Below are 13,194 nucleotides of genomic sequence, written 5' to 3'. Positions count from 1 at the left end.
ACTAATTCAATAATTTGGGGGTAAGATCGCAAACACATTCGCCGCTCGGCTTGGTGAGTGCTACATTAAGAGTTATAAAGAGGTTGGCAAATATACTGATTTGCATCTATTCTTCAAAAGAATATTTATTTATATTTTTATAAGTAAATTGATGAGCGCGTGTTTTTGCTCTAATACTTCGTTTATTACTGTGTTTTACCGCTTCCATTTGTTTAACGTTAATAATATTGCCGCCAATCGGAGGGCATAATGAAACTCCAGCAGTTACGATATATCTGGGAAGTTGCGCATCACGATCTTAATGTGTCTGCAACCGCTCAAAGCTTGTATACATCTCAACCCGGTATTAGTAAACAAATTCGTCTTTTGGAGGATGAGCTGGGTGTGGAGGTCTTCTCCCGCAGTGGCAAGCACCTTACCCGAATTACCCCTGCAGGCGAGGCTATATTGCGCACCGCGGGTGAAATCTTGCGTAAAGTCGAGAGTATTAAGCAGGTGGCGCAGGAATTCAGCGATGAGCGTAAAGGCAGTCTTTCTATTGCCACAACGCACACCCAAGCGCGCTATGTATTGCCCAATATCATTTCCAAGTTTATTAGCGAATACCCCGATGTGTCACTGCAGCTAAACCAAGGCACGCCCATGCAGATTTCTGAAATGGCTGCCGATGGCTCGGTTGATTTCGCGATAGCGACAGAGGCAATGGACTTATTCAGCGACCTTATTATGCTGCCGTGCTACAACTGGAACCGCTGCATATTGGTGCCTAAGAATCACCCGTTATGCCAGCTCTCAGAGTTAACTATTCAAGATGTGGCTAACCACCCTCTAGTGACCTATGTTTTTGGCTTTACTGGGCGCTCTAAGCTAGACGAAGCTTTTATGGAGCATGGCTTGGCGCCGAAAGTTGTATTTACCGCAGCCGATGCCGACGTTATTAAAACCTATGTTCGCCTAGGTTTGGGGGTTGGTATTGTCGCCAAGCAAGCCTACAACGTCGAAACGGACTCAGACCTAGTGGCGCTAGATGCTAGTCACTTGTTCAAACCGAGCACAACGCGTTTGGCCTTTAGGCGAGGGACATTCTTGCGAGGCTTTATGTACGATTTTATCGAGTTGTTTGCGCCCCATTTAACCAAGCAATTGGTCGATAGCGCGTTTAACTGTAGCTCGAAAATAGAGCTGGATGAATTGTTGGCTGATATACAGCTGCCCGAATATTAAGATTGCCGAGCATTAAATAAAAAGGCCTCAAACGAGGCCTTTTTTATGTCTGCGCTTTGTGGTTAGTCCTTTAGGTTTTCGTTGTGTAGGCCACATTCTTTTTTTGTGGCATCTTCCCACCACCAGCGGCCTTCGCGCTCGTGTTGATTGGGGCCAACAGGCTTGGTACACGGCTGGCAACCAATGGAGATAAAGCCTTGGTCGTGCAAGGTGTTATAGGGTACTTCTAAGGCGCGAATATGCATCCACACATCTTCTGAAGACCAGTTTGCCAGCGGGTTGTACTTTGTAAGCTCGCGGTCGGCGCCCGCAAATACGGCATCGTTTTGAATAACAGGAATGCCCATTCTTGTGCCTGGGCTTTGATCTTTACGCTGGCCAGTCACCCAAGCATCCACAGTTGCCAGTTTGCGCTTTAAGGGCTCTATCTTGCGGATGCCGCAGCATTCTTGATGGTTGTCTTGGTAAAAGCTAAACAGCCCCTTTTCTTTGACTAGCGTTTGTACTGCCTCTGCTTGCGGAAACATAAGCTCGATATCAATGTTGTAGTGGTTGCGCACGCGATCGATAAAACTGTACGTCTCTGGGTGCAGGCGCCCGGTATCTAGCGTGAAAACGTTGATGTCTGGGCGAATTTTGCTGGCTATATCAACCAGTACAACATCTTCGGCACCACTAAAAGAAATGGCGATATTGTCATGTGTTTCGAGGGCGTACTTGAGGATTTCGCGGGGGCTTTTCTTTTGTAGTTCGGCGTCTAGGTCGATCGCGATCATAGCGTGTGCTCATTTAAAACGGGTTTAGGTCTGCTGGCGCGCGCAGCGCCTATGCTGTAGTCATTTTGGCGGCGCTGATCATATCAAAAACTACCGCTTATCCCCAAATTGGACAACTTTGCCTGAGTTCTCGCGCAATTACAGTTTTGGACTATTCTTGGATTATGGCCGTTCAGGCTTTCACGGCGATAATCGCTATTATTAGATTTGGTATTAAAGGTGGACTTACCCATGTCAATTAACTCTTCGGTTTCTGGTGATGGCAAAACATTAATGATTGAGGTTGATGGTCGTTTTGATGCAAGCTCACTTGACGAGTTTCGTAGTTGTTATGAAGGTGGGAGTGGTTTGGAAGGGTACGAGGTAAATTTGCGTAAAGCGGAGTATCTCGATAGCTCTGCGCTGGGTATGTTGTTGGTATTGCGCGACTTTGCCGGCGGTGACCGCGCATCAATTACAATTTCTAATTGCTCGCCAGAAGTTAAAAAGATTTTTGCGATATCAAGTTTCGAAAAGCTATTTAGCATTCAGTAGTCAAAAATACGTTTGTTATCGCTTAAACCAAGATGTAGGTAAGGTTTAGTGATTTAAAGCTGGCTATAGATGGAGCAGGGTAGGATGGGCGACAAAACTGATGAAGTGCAAGAGGCGCTCGTAAAGATTTTAGTCGCCGAAGATTCCGCCGTGGATCGGATGATCCTTGAATCCATGCTAAGAAAGGGAGGCTACCACGTCATTATGGCCGAGGATGGCCTGCAGGCCGTCGAGCAATTCGAACGTCATAATCCAGACCTTGTTTTTTTAGATGTATTAATGCCGAACTTAAATGGTATTGAGGCGGCACGTAAAATCCGAGAAATGTCTGGCGATGTATTTACCCCGATTGTATTTCTAACATCACTTGCCGATGCTGAATCCTTGGCTACCTGCTTAGAAGCCGGTGGCGATGATTTTTTATCTAAGCCGTATAACGCGGTAATTATTGAAGCCAAAATTAAAGCGTTTTATCGCATGCGCGAAATGAATCAAACAATGATTCGTCAGCGCGATCAAATTGAATTAAATAACACCCATTTAATGCAAGAGCAAGAAGTGGCAAAGCAGGTGTTTGACAAAATCACCTATGCGGGTACGTTAGATTTGCCCATTATTAAATACTATATGTCTGCGCTTGCGGTATTTAATGGTGATGTCATTCTTGCAGATTTAAGCCCAACCGGCAGCTTGTTGCTTTTATTGGGTGATTTTACCGGGCATGGTTTACCTGCGGCTATCGGCTCTATGCCTTTGGCATCAATTTTTCATGGTATGGCCAGAAAAGGCTTTAGTATCGGCGATATTATTCGCGAGGTTAATGGCAAGCTCTACCATACTTTGCCGGTAGGCCTTTTTTGCTGCGCCACGGCGGTAGATTTAAGCTTCCATAAAAAACGCGCATTGATTTGGTCTGGTGGGTTACCCGAAGGTGGCATCTATCGTGCTGAGAGTCGTCAGTTCGATGTTATTCGCTCGACTAATTTGCCGTTGGGCGTTTTATCTAACCGGGAATTTAACCATACGCCAGCACGCTATGAAATGGCCGAAGGCGATCAGCTATTTTTATGGTCCGATGGCATTATCGAAGCCCGAAAACCCGATGGAAACATGTTTGGCGAGGAGCGCTTAAATGCCATTTTGTATGCTCAGAGCCCGGTGGATACTATTTTCGATACCGTGCTTAAAAGTGTGCAAAACCATATTGGCGACAGCGATGGCGATGATGACGTCTCGATTGTTTCTTTGGAAATGCCCAACGACGAAGTGGCTGAAAAAGTTTTAAAAAGTGCACCTAAATCACGTGGTAGCCTAGCGGACTGGGCAATGACGTTAAAATTAAATACCTCGTCATTAAAAACGTTTGACCCGCTACCGTTGCTGTTAAACGTCATTTCGGAGGTTCCACACCTTCGCCAAAGCAGTTCGGTTTTGTACACTGTACTTTCTGAATTATTTAATAATGCAGTTGAGCATGGTGTTCTGGGATTATCATCAAAACTTAAATCATCACCCGAGGGCTTTGCAACTTATTATAAGCTGCGCAAAGAAGGGCTAGAGCAGCTTCAAGATGGTTGGGTAACAATTGACTTTGAGCACCAGCTTGAGGTCGATGGCGGCTTATTAACGATTCGCTTTACTGATAGTGGTAAAGGTTTTGTTAAAGAGGACGAGGTGGTGAAGACCGAAAAAGGGGATCTGCACCCGAATTATTTTGGCCGGGGGTTGCAGCTGATAGATTCAATTTGTGAGCGATTAACGATTAATGTTCCTGGTAACCGCATCGAAGCGGTTTTCCGTTGGAGTACTGAAGATTAATGTGGAGCCTATGATGGAGTCTGTAAACCTAGGTGTGTTGGCCGAGCTTAAAGAATTGTTAGCCGAGGGTTTTGAGGTTTTGGTTGAGCGTTTTATTCTTGATGGTCAAGCGCGAATAGATAAAATGCAAGAAGCCTTATCTGCTGGTAGTGCAGAAGTCCTCTATGCCGAAGCTCACGGTCTAAAAGGCAGTAGCCGCAATGTCGGGGCAAATTTATTGGCCGATTATTGTGGTCAGCTTGAGGCAATGGGACATGCGCAAAACCTTGCCGGTGCCGAACCAATATTTTCCGCTGTTGTGAAAGAATTTTCCGCTGTTTGCCAAGCTTTGCAAGATTTTAGCGTTGCCTAATTGTCGGTTGCGCATTCCCTCTGTTGATAAGCCCAGGTACGCCAAAAAACTGACTTCAAACAGTTTTTTGGCTGTATTTACAGCTTTCGTTATATCCATAGTGTGCGCAATAAAGCTATAAACCTTGCGCTGTAATCTTTTGTTAACCATTGGCGTAGTTTCTGCATTCTCTTAGTTTTGATACAAGACTTAATCTGCAGGACGAAATAATGACGACTCATGCCTCTGCTTTAAACATGCTAGATAAGCCTGTTGCTAATCACGCGCCTAAAAAGCAAAACGCCAGTCGCGAAGCTGCATCCGCGGATGGTCGCGCTGGACAAAGCTCCGCTAGTGATACTCAACAAGCGCAGGATGCAAAAGACTTTAAAAAAGCGATGGCTAGGGCGGCACAAAAAAATAGTCAAGGCGATGAGGGTAAGGTCAATAATGATAAAAATACATCTACTGAGAACCCCATAGCGACAAACGAGCCCTCTGCACAAGTGATCGGCCCTGAGGCCGTGCTGGCGCCGGCGCCAGACATGGCTGGTGAATTACTGCCTATTGAAGAGCCTAGTTTTCTGACTGAAGGGGAAGTCAAGCCGCTTACTTCTCCTGTGCAAGCAGAGGGGCTTAAGCCTCAAGAGTTGTTATCTGGCGCGGGCGAGGCGCCAGAGGTCGGCGCGGAGATGGGGCCGAATGCGGCGCTTGATCTACAAAAGGTCGATTTGCCGCTACAAGCGAAGCTAACGGAGTCGCCGGCTTCGGAAGGTAAAGTGGAAGCGCTGGCCAGTATGCCGATAAAAGGTTTTGCGCTAAAGAATGCGACACCTGAGGTTGCTGTGAGCGGCGATGACGAGTTAAGCTCGACTTCAGCATCGGTTGTGATGTTAGGTAAGTCTACTCTTCCTACCGGTACTCCGCAAAGCGGGGGCGGTATGTTGTCGTCAATGAATAATGGACAGTTAACTCAGGCATTATCCAATAAATTCATGGCGCAAGGCTCTGGCGTGATTGCCGCTAAAGCGGGTGCTTCAGAAGCGCTAATGCCCGAAAAAGGTTTTAGTTTTCAGCAAAATTATTCATTACAAGAAGAGCAAGATTTTAAGCCTGCGTTACCCGCGACAGAGCTTTCACCAAAAGCGCCTTTGCCAGCAGTGGATCGTGTTTTTGTTTCGGCTAATGTACGTTTTGGCTCGCCGGCTTGGGCTGGCCAAATTGCGGAACGTTCAGCCAATTTGGCTTCGCAAAATATTAAGCAAGCTGAAATACAGTTAAACCCGCAGGATATGGGACCGATAAACGTCAAAATATCAATGGCCAATGAGCAAGCGACGGTTACATTTTCGGCGCAAAATGCGGCTGTCCGCGAAGCTCTAGATTCCACTTTGCAGCGCTTAAAAGACTCGTTTGATGAGGAGGGGTTAGATCTTGTGCAAGCGGATGTGACTGATCAGCAAGCTTCTGATAGTGATGATTCGCAAACTTATGGTGGCGAACCCCAAGGAGGCCCAGAGGAGGCTCAGCCCGAGCAGCATGTTGTGCATGTTCCTCGTTCGGCTGTAGATCACTTTGTATAGCAACTAAAAAATGTGACGAAAAAGGCTGCGTATATCGCGGCCTTTTTTGTGCCTCTGTGTTAACAACTTTATGTGTGTCTTTAATAGTTATGTGGCCCTTTTTTTGCTCCGTCATTAATTAATTGATAAAAAATTTAATAAACGACGAGTTTTTGACATGGCTGAAGAGGAAGAAAGCGGTGCCGAAGCGCCAGCTGGCGGCGGCAAAAAGAAGCTGATTCTATTGGTTCTATTGGCTTTACTACTGGTTGGTGGTTCAGTCGGGGGAACTATTTTTGCCCTTAAATTGATGACTCCTCCGGCAGAAGAAATGCCAGCTGAGGAAGCGGTTGTTGAGGACGTCAAAGAACCGGCGATTTACTACCCGATTAAACCGGCCATTATTGCTAACTTCGGTTACAAGGGGCGGCAGCGTTATGCTCAGGTCGACGTTACTTTATTAATCCGTGACGAAAGTGTCATTTCCGCTATCGAGCTTCATGCGCCTCTAATTACCAATGCGTTGGTGTTAACGATTGGTGGTCAAATGTATAACGAATTGCAAACGGCTGAAGGAAAAGAATTGCTTCGTCAGCAGTGCTTGCAAGAACTGCAGAAAATTCTAGAGAAAGAAATCGGCAAGCCAAGTATCGAGCAGGTTTTATTTACCAACTTTGTAATGCAGTAGGGTAAAGGGATGCAAGATTTATTATCACAAGATGAGATCGATGCCTTACTTCACGGTGTTGATGATGGCGATGTCGAAACGGAGGACGACAGTGATCCCCTTGCGGTCAGTAATTATGACTTAACAAGTCAGGACCGTATTGTTCGTGGGCGAATGCCTACGTTAGAAATGATTAATGAGCGTTTTGCACGTTATACCCGAATAAGCATGTTTAATTTACTGCGTCGTACTGCAGATGTTTCTGTTGGGGGGATTCAAATTCAAAAGTTCGGCGAATATGTCCATACCCTTTATGTGCCGACCAGTTTGAATATGATCAAGTTTCGGCCTTTACGTGGTACAGCTTTGGTCATTCTTGATGCAAAACTTGTTTTTAAATTAGTTGACAATTTTTTTGGTGGTGATGGTAGACATGCCAAAATTGAAGGGCGTGAATTTACACCCACAGAATTACGTGTTGTGCAGATGGTATTGGAGCAGGCTTTTATTGATCTAAAAGAAGCTTGGCGCGCAGTAAAGGTAATTGATTTTGAATATATTAATTCAGAAGTTAATCCCTCGATGGCCAATATTGTTAGTCCGAGCGAAGTGGTTGTGGTCAGTACTTTTCATGTTGAGCTCGACGGCGGCGGCGGAGAACTTCACATTACGATGCCGTATTCGATGGTCGAGCCAATTAGAGAAATTCTTGATGCTGGTTTGCAATCGGATACCGACGAAAGAGACGACCGCTGGATAAATGCGTTACGTGAGGATGTGATGGATGCGGAAGTTGAACTTGAGTGCGACATTGCCCGTCGAGATATTAGTTTGCGCGATATTGTTGAGCTACGCCCCGGTGATGTTATCCCGATAAATTTACCAGAAATGCAAGTGTTAACGGCCAACGGTGTGCCTATGTTCAGAACCACGCTAGGTCAACGTGGTGAGCACCTAGCCCTTAAAGTGTGTGAACAAATAGACCGAGCAGGCCCATTTAAGCCGGGTGCGCCCGAAGGAGAAACTGATGAGTGATGACGAGAATGATAATGTTGATCAGGACAGCATGGCCGATGAATGGGCTGCAGCTATGGAGGAGCAAGTAGAGGAAGAGGCTGCTCAGGCGGTTGATCTTGAGGAGTTTGACGAGCCTGCCGCTGCTGCCGGCACTGGCGCAGCAGCGAGCGTTGATGGCCGCCCGGATCTGGACGTCATTTTAGATATTCCTGTCAGCATTTCTATGGAGGTTGGCCGTACTGCAATTACCATCCGGAATTTACTGCAGCTAAATCAGGGCTCGGTAATTGAGTTGGATCGACTCGCTGGCGAACCGCTGGATGTTTTGGTGAATGGTACGCTCATTGCCCACGGAGAGGTGGTTGTGGTCAATGAAAAATTTGGCATTCGAATGACTGATGTTATTAGTCCTTCAGAGCGAATTAAAAAACTGAGGTAGCATCGATGACAAAATTCATTGTTTTTATTGTGATGCTAAGTTTAACGGGGCATTGCATTGCGCAGGCGACGCCGGTGCTTGCAACTGAGCAAGTCAACCTTGCTGTAGACCCTTTGGTTGCACGGGGGCTGCCTGAAAATACCGCAATGGCGGAAGATATTAATACTACGGCTTTGGCTTCGCCACTCGGGAATAAAAAAGAAACGGGCAATGCATTGGCGACATCTGGTTTAAGCCCAGCGCGCTCAATAATAAAAGTGCTTGGTGCATTAATGGTGGTATTGCTGGTTATAGTCGTTGTGGCAGGGTTGCTAAAACGTACAGGCTTTACGGCATTAAAAAGAGGTAAGCAGTTAGTTCTACGTGAAACGCTTAATGTTGGTGCTAAAGAGCGTTTGGTGGTTGTTGATTTTGCCGGTGAAAGCTTATTGATTGGTGTTGCCAGTGGCAACGTGAATTTGGTAAAGGCTGTGCCGATGCTGGGTTTTGATAGCAGCGAGTTACCGTCGCCGCATTTAGGCGCTAAAACGGCGATGGACTTTCAGCATAAGCTCAATGAATTTTTATTAAAGGGTCAAAAGTGATACTGCCTTCTTCTATGCCTGCGAGTTTGCGCTTTTTATGCAAGCAACCGCATTTAATTTTAGGGCTTATTTTAGTGGCGGTGTGTTACTGGGCGATAGAAAGCGCAGAGGCGCAAGCGCAAACACCTCCTGATCCAAGCACTGAAGCCGAGCGCATAGAGGAGGTGAGTGGGCTTAATTCTGCGGCGGCGCCATTGGGCTTTGCTCCAGTGCCTGCTATGCCTGTGCTCACCGTAAGCGGAGCGCCAAACGGGCAAAAAGACTACAGCGTTACTTTACAAGTTTTGCTGCTAATGACGGCTTTGTCATTTATTCCAGCCATGTTAATGACGATGACTTCCTTTACGCGGATTATCATTGTTTTTTCTATTCTGCGGCAGGCGCTGGGCTTACAGCAGTCGCCATCTAATCAAATTTTGATTGGTCTTTCATTGTTTTTAACCTTTTTTATAATGAGTCCAATCTTAGAAAAAATTTACGATGAGGCTTATTTACCTTATGCTCATGAGCAAATTGACGCGCGTGAAGCCTTAGCAAGAGCACAAGACCCAATGCGTGCTTTTATGATAGCGCAAACTCGGGAATCAGATTTAGCGCTGTTTTTTCGAATCGCAAAACGGGAGCCGGTGGCAAATACACAAGAAATTCCGTTTTCGATATTAATGCCCGCGTTTTTAACATCAGAACTGAAAACCGCTTTTCAAATTGGTTTTATTATTTTTATTCCTTTTCTGGTTATTGATATTGTCGTGGCCAGTATTCTTATGGCGATGGGTATGATGATGCTATCGCCTTTGATAATTTCTTTGCCGTTTAAAATAATGCTGTTTGTTTTGGTGGATGGCTGGGCATTGATTATTGGTACGTTGGCGGCAAGTTTTGGTGTTTAGTTGTAGGAGGTTGTTATGACGCCGCAAGTAGTCTTAGATATTTTGGGCGAAGCTTTTTTCCTTACTGTCATTATTGTTGTTGTGATTGTAGGGCCAAGCTTGGCAGTTGGTTTGATTGTAAGCGTTTTTCAAGCCGCGACACAAATCAACGAACAAACATTGAGTTTTCTGCCTCGATTGGTGATGACACTAACAACGATTATGATGACGGGGCCTTGGTTGCTTAGCCGTCTTACAGACCTTTTTAATCGCCTTATTTACGATATTCCACATATTATCGGATAATATGAACTTCACATTTTCCGAGATAGACGCACTTTTTCAAATGTACTTAATGCCTTTTTTCAGAATAGGTGCGTTGTTTTTAACCATGCCGGTTATTGGTACTCGGGTTTTGCCTGCGCGCAGCCGGGTAATAATGGCTTTTGTTATTACCATTATTGTTGCGCCCTTAATTCCCCAGCAAGATGCACCGCCAATACTGTCGGTATTTATGTTGGGGACTATCGGCGCCGAATTACTTGTTGGTGGTGCAGTCGGTTTTGTTTTTCAGGTGGTTTTTCAGTGTTTTGTTTTGTCGGGGCAATTGATAGCGATGAAAATTGGGTTGGGATTTGCATCCATGAATGACCCCGTTAATGGCGTGCAAACAACTGTTATTTCACAATTCTATTTGGTTGCTGCAACGTTACTATTTATTGCATTTGATGGTCACTTAGTGTTGCTTGAGCTGGTCGTCGAGAGCTTTTATAGTGTTAAATTAGGTGATTATGGTGCTATTGAGTTTTACGCCATAGCAGGCTTAGGCACATGGTTGTTCACTTCGGCATTGTTAATGAGTATTGCTTTATTAACGGCCTTGCTTCTTGTGAATATTGCTTTTGGTATTATGAGTCGAGCCGCGCCGCAATTAAATATATTTGCTGTAGGTTTTCCGTTTACGTTAACGTTAGGCATGATTCTAATTTATATAGGGCTGGGCGGTATGCTGGAGTATTTTGAGCGTATTGTTGGTGATGGTTTTATGTTTGTTCGCAATATGGTGAATTAATGTCCGAGAATGATAGTTCGCAGGAAAAAACAGAAGACCCCACGGCAAAACGTCTTGAGAAGGCTAGGGAAGATGGCGATGTTCCCCGCTCGAAAGAGCTTACAACAAGCGCTTTGTTATTGCTGGGTACGGTTGCATTAATGGTGACAGGACCTGCCATAACAGAGGCCATTATGGATGTTATGCGCAGTTGTTTTGGCGCTTCGCGCGAAACACTTTTTGATGCGCAGAAATTGCTTGGTATTTTTGCCTCATCAATTTATGAGGCTTTTTACTCGCTATTGCCATTTTTTGGTGCTGTATTATTCGCATGTATCGCGGGCCCTACGGCTTTAGGTGGTTTTTTGTGGAGCAATAAAGCACTGGCGCCAAAACTCAATAGAATGGATCCACTGGCGGGCCTTAAGCGAATGTTTTCGGTGAAATCGCTGGTAGAGCTAATCAAATCAATCGCCAAAGTATTAGTGGTGATGATCTCGGCTTACGTTATGTTAAGTTTGATTGCCGACGATATATTGGGGTTAGTCAATAAACCTGTGGAAGAGGCTATTCATCAGGCGGCTTATTTAAGTGCAATAACAACGTTGGTGGTATCGGCGTCGACATTGCTTGTGGCGGCGATTGATGTTCCTTTTCAGATTTACGAGCATACTAAAAAGCTTAAAATGTCGATGCAAGACATTAAAGATGAAATGAAAGATAGTGAAGGTAAGCCCGAAGTTAAAGGCCGTATCCGTCAGCTGCAAAGGGAAATGTCGCAAAAAAGAATGATGGCGGATGTGCCGACTGCCGATGTGATTATTACCAACCCAACGCACTACTCTGTAGCATTAAAATATGATCCTGCCGATATGGCTACACCAATATGTGTGGCTAAGGGCGTAGATCATGTGGCCATGAAAATTCGAGAAATTGCTAAGGCGCACAAGGTTGAAATGGTACAGGCACCAGCTTTAACCCGTGCGGTTTACCACACAACGGACGTTGGCAGTGAAATTCCTTCGGGGCTTTACGTGGCTGTTGCTAAAATATTGGCTTATATTTTTCAGTTGCGTGAATATCGCTTTGGTCGCGGGGAACGGCCTAGCCGGCCTCAAAATATTATTGTTCCTCGTGATATGTATTTTGATTAGCGGCGTTAGTCTGAAAATTTAATGATGCTACTGGAAAGCTCATTGATAATAGTTTCCAGTTGCTGGTCGATAACAATGCCTTGCTCAAAGTGATCCAATGCTTTACTAGCGGCTGTGGTAAATATGTGCAGTAGCTGTTCTTCTTGAGCGTCGGTTAGGCCCATAGCGAAAAACGAAGCTTCTACTTCGTGTACCATTTCATCCAAGATACTCATGTTGCCGGCTTTATGATTTTTTTGTTGTTCCTGCACGGCGGTGAGTTTTTTATGTGCGCCGACAACGGTCTCTCGGACCTTGAGAAGCCTCGCTGTCTTACCTTCATTGGCTTGCTTAATATGTGCTAGTTTGTTTTGGATGCCCTCGACTAGGGTCATTAAGTGGTCTTTTAATCTTGCGGCATTATCTCGGTCGTCTGGTAAGTCATTAATCAGTAGTGCTATTCCTTCGCGCCCAATAATGACTTTTCTGTTGTATTCATGAATGCTGGGGGCGCTGGACCTTAAGCGTTGAAGAAACGTGATTTCTAATTCGGATATTGAGTTGTCGCTGCTGTGAATGGCGCTGTCGGCGTTGTCGTAAAGCAATGTTGAGCCGGTAAGGTTTAGGCCAATAAGGGCATCGATAACGCAATGAGCCAACTCGTCTAAGTTATTAACATCAAAGCAAGCTCTTAAGAAAGACAGTATAATGCCGAGGTCGCCAGAATCTCTCATGGCACTCATAGCAATGGTGTTCGCTGTTTTTGCGGCGGCGGTTAAGCTTTTGCGTTGTTCTTTGTTTTTAAGGGTTGTTTTTATTTTTGATAGCAAAATGTCGCTGTCAAAAGGTTTAATGACGTAGTCGCAAGCGCCGACATCAAACCCTTTTGTGATTTCTTCTGTGGAATCATTGGCGGAGAAAAAGACAACTTCAATATGTTGAAGCTTGGGCGCTTTTTTAATTTCCAAGCAGGTTTCGTAACCATCTATGCCCGGCATGTTTATATCTAATAATAGTAATTCTGGTAGTTGCTCTTCATTAGAAGCCATTAATGATTTAATAGCTTGTTCACCGCTAGTGGCGACATTAATGGTGTGGTGTGCTTTAAGGGCGCCCAATATCGTTTGAATTTCAGATGGATTGTCATCGACAATCATTACGCGGTTTGTTTGGCCGTTCATAGATATTT

The 13,194-nt window shown here is 45.1% G+C and carries 15 protein-coding genes; 13 read left to right on the top strand and 2 right to left on the bottom strand.

The window, feature by feature from the left end:
* The first annotated feature begins 249 nt into the window (after positions 1–249).
* Positions 250–1,224 carry an HTH-type transcriptional regulator CysB gene (cysB, locus tag MARGE09_RS16430; protein ID WP_236983734.1) on the top strand — a complete coding sequence of 325 codons (975 nt, stop codon included), beginning with the start codon at positions 250–252 and terminating at the stop codon, positions 1,222–1,224.
* A gap of 62 nt (positions 1,225–1,286) precedes the next feature.
* Here cysB and MARGE09_RS16425 read toward each other — a convergent pair whose 3' ends face one another.
* The gene (locus tag MARGE09_RS16425; RefSeq protein WP_236983728.1) at positions 1,287–2,000 is read right to left on the bottom strand and encodes a phosphoadenylyl-sulfate reductase; all 714 of its coding nucleotides are present in this window, start codon (positions 1,998–2,000) and stop codon (positions 1,287–1,289) included.
* A gap of 231 nt (positions 2,001–2,231) precedes the next feature.
* Here MARGE09_RS16425 and MARGE09_RS16420 point away from each other — a divergent pair, with 231 nt between their 5' ends.
* The 12 genes from MARGE09_RS16420 (at position 2,232) to flhB (ending at position 12,026) form a co-directional block, all read left to right on the top strand.
* Complete coding sequence (locus MARGE09_RS16420) at positions 2,232–2,534, top strand: STAS domain-containing protein (RefSeq protein ID WP_236983726.1); 303 nt, start codon at positions 2,232–2,234, stop codon at positions 2,532–2,534.
* Between the two features lie 84 nt (positions 2,535–2,618).
* The gene (locus MARGE09_RS16415) at positions 2,619–4,352 is read left to right on the top strand and encodes a fused response regulator/phosphatase (protein WP_236983724.1); all 1,734 of its coding nucleotides are present in this window, start codon (positions 2,619–2,621) and stop codon (positions 4,350–4,352) included.
* 10 nt (positions 4,353–4,362) lie between these two features.
* Positions 4,363–4,704 (top strand): Hpt domain-containing protein, encoded by a 342-nt coding sequence (locus MARGE09_RS16410; RefSeq protein ID WP_236983722.1) that lies wholly within the window; start codon positions 4,363–4,365, stop codon positions 4,702–4,704.
* A gap of 209 nt (positions 4,705–4,913) precedes the next feature.
* Positions 4,914–6,266, top strand: a complete 1,353-nt coding sequence (locus MARGE09_RS16405) for a flagellar hook-length control protein FliK (protein WP_236983720.1) — start codon at positions 4,914–4,916, stop codon at positions 6,264–6,266.
* A 157-nt stretch (positions 6,267–6,423) separates the two neighbouring features.
* Complete coding sequence (locus MARGE09_RS16400) at positions 6,424–6,933, top strand: flagellar basal body-associated FliL family protein (RefSeq protein WP_236983718.1); 510 nt, start codon at positions 6,424–6,426, stop codon at positions 6,931–6,933.
* Positions 6,934–6,942: 9 nt separating this feature from the next.
* Positions 6,943–7,947, top strand: a complete 1,005-nt coding sequence (fliM, locus tag MARGE09_RS16395) for a flagellar motor switch protein FliM (RefSeq protein ID WP_236983716.1) — start codon at positions 6,943–6,945, stop codon at positions 7,945–7,947.
* Positions 7,940–8,368, top strand: a complete 429-nt coding sequence (gene fliN, locus MARGE09_RS16390; RefSeq protein ID WP_236983714.1) for a flagellar motor switch protein FliN — start codon at positions 7,940–7,942, stop codon at positions 8,366–8,368. The genes fliM and fliN overlap by 8 nt, the downstream gene beginning before the upstream one ends.
* 5 nt (positions 8,369–8,373) lie before the next feature.
* Positions 8,374–8,952 carry a flagellar biosynthetic protein FliO gene (locus MARGE09_RS16385; protein ID WP_236983712.1) on the top strand — a complete coding sequence of 193 codons (579 nt, stop codon included), beginning with the start codon at positions 8,374–8,376 and terminating at the stop codon, positions 8,950–8,952.
* A 14-nt stretch (positions 8,953–8,966) separates the two neighbouring features.
* Entirely contained in the window at positions 8,967–9,842 is an 876-nt protein-coding gene (gene fliP / locus MARGE09_RS16380) for a flagellar type III secretion system pore protein FliP (protein WP_420828104.1), read from the top strand.
* Positions 9,843–9,857: 15 nt separating this feature from the next.
* A complete protein-coding gene (gene fliQ / locus MARGE09_RS16375; protein WP_236983695.1) occupies positions 9,858–10,127 on the top strand; it encodes a flagellar biosynthesis protein FliQ in 270 nt (89 codons plus the stop codon).
* A gap of 1 nt (position 10,128) precedes the next feature.
* Complete coding sequence (gene fliR / locus MARGE09_RS16370) at positions 10,129–10,893, top strand: flagellar biosynthetic protein FliR (RefSeq protein WP_236983693.1); 765 nt, start codon at positions 10,129–10,131, stop codon at positions 10,891–10,893.
* Positions 10,893–12,026, top strand: coding sequence for a flagellar biosynthesis protein FlhB (gene flhB / locus MARGE09_RS16365; protein ID WP_236983691.1), 1,134 nt, complete (start codon positions 10,893–10,895; stop codon positions 12,024–12,026). The genes fliR and flhB overlap by 1 nt, the downstream gene beginning before the upstream one ends.
* A 5-nt stretch (positions 12,027–12,031) precedes the next feature.
* Here the strand turns inward: flhB and MARGE09_RS16360 are convergent, their stop codons facing one another.
* Positions 12,032–13,186, bottom strand: a complete 1,155-nt coding sequence (locus MARGE09_RS16360; protein ID WP_236983690.1) for a response regulator — start codon at positions 13,184–13,186, stop codon at positions 12,032–12,034.
* Positions 13,187–13,194: the final 8 nt, after the last annotated feature.

This window comes from Marinagarivorans cellulosilyticus, from assembly GCF_021655555.1.
GTDB lineage: Bacteria > Pseudomonadota > Gammaproteobacteria > Pseudomonadales > Cellvibrionaceae > Marinagarivorans > Marinagarivorans cellulosilyticus.
The sequence above is the reverse complement of the archived record's forward strand: the minus strand, read 5'-3'. Positions and strand labels throughout refer to the sequence as shown.

What these genes read in the sequence shown, in the direction of transcription:
- MARGE09_RS16400 (WP_236983718.1), top strand. Translation starts at nt 6,424, where the DNA reads ATGGCTGAAGAGGAAGAAAGCGGTGCCGAAGCGCCAGCTGGCGGCGGC.
- fliM (WP_236983716.1), top strand. Translation starts at nt 6,943, where the DNA reads ATGCAAGATTTATTATCACAAGATGAGATCGATGCCTTACTTCACGGT.
- flhB (WP_236983691.1), top strand. Translation starts at nt 10,893, where the DNA reads ATGTCCGAGAATGATAGTTCGCAGGAAAAAACAGAAGACCCCACGGCA.
- MARGE09_RS16425 (WP_236983728.1), bottom strand. Translation starts at nt 2,000, where the DNA reads ATGATCGCGATCGACCTAGACGCCGAACTACAAAAGAAAAGCCCCCGC.
- fliP (WP_420828104.1), top strand. Translation starts at nt 8,967, where the DNA reads ATGCCTGCGAGTTTGCGCTTTTTATGCAAGCAACCGCATTTAATTTTA.
- fliN (WP_236983714.1), top strand. Translation starts at nt 7,940, where the DNA reads ATGAGTGATGACGAGAATGATAATGTTGATCAGGACAGCATGGCCGAT.
- MARGE09_RS16385 (WP_236983712.1), top strand. Translation starts at nt 8,374, where the DNA reads ATGACAAAATTCATTGTTTTTATTGTGATGCTAAGTTTAACGGGGCAT.
- MARGE09_RS16410 (WP_236983722.1), top strand. Translation starts at nt 4,363, where the DNA reads ATGATGGAGTCTGTAAACCTAGGTGTGTTGGCCGAGCTTAAAGAATTG.
- fliR (WP_236983693.1), top strand. Translation starts at nt 10,129, where the DNA reads ATGAACTTCACATTTTCCGAGATAGACGCACTTTTTCAAATGTACTTA.
- MARGE09_RS16420 (WP_236983726.1), top strand. Translation starts at nt 2,232, where the DNA reads ATGTCAATTAACTCTTCGGTTTCTGGTGATGGCAAAACATTAATGATT.
- MARGE09_RS16405 (WP_236983720.1), top strand. Translation starts at nt 4,914, where the DNA reads ATGACGACTCATGCCTCTGCTTTAAACATGCTAGATAAGCCTGTTGCT.
- fliQ (WP_236983695.1), top strand. Translation starts at nt 9,858, where the DNA reads ATGACGCCGCAAGTAGTCTTAGATATTTTGGGCGAAGCTTTTTTCCTT.
- MARGE09_RS16415 (WP_236983724.1), top strand. Translation starts at nt 2,619, where the DNA reads ATGGGCGACAAAACTGATGAAGTGCAAGAGGCGCTCGTAAAGATTTTA.
- cysB (WP_236983734.1), top strand. Translation starts at nt 250, where the DNA reads ATGAAACTCCAGCAGTTACGATATATCTGGGAAGTTGCGCATCACGAT.
- MARGE09_RS16360 (WP_236983690.1), bottom strand. Translation starts at nt 13,186, where the DNA reads ATGAACGGCCAAACAAACCGCGTAATGATTGTCGATGACAATCCATCT.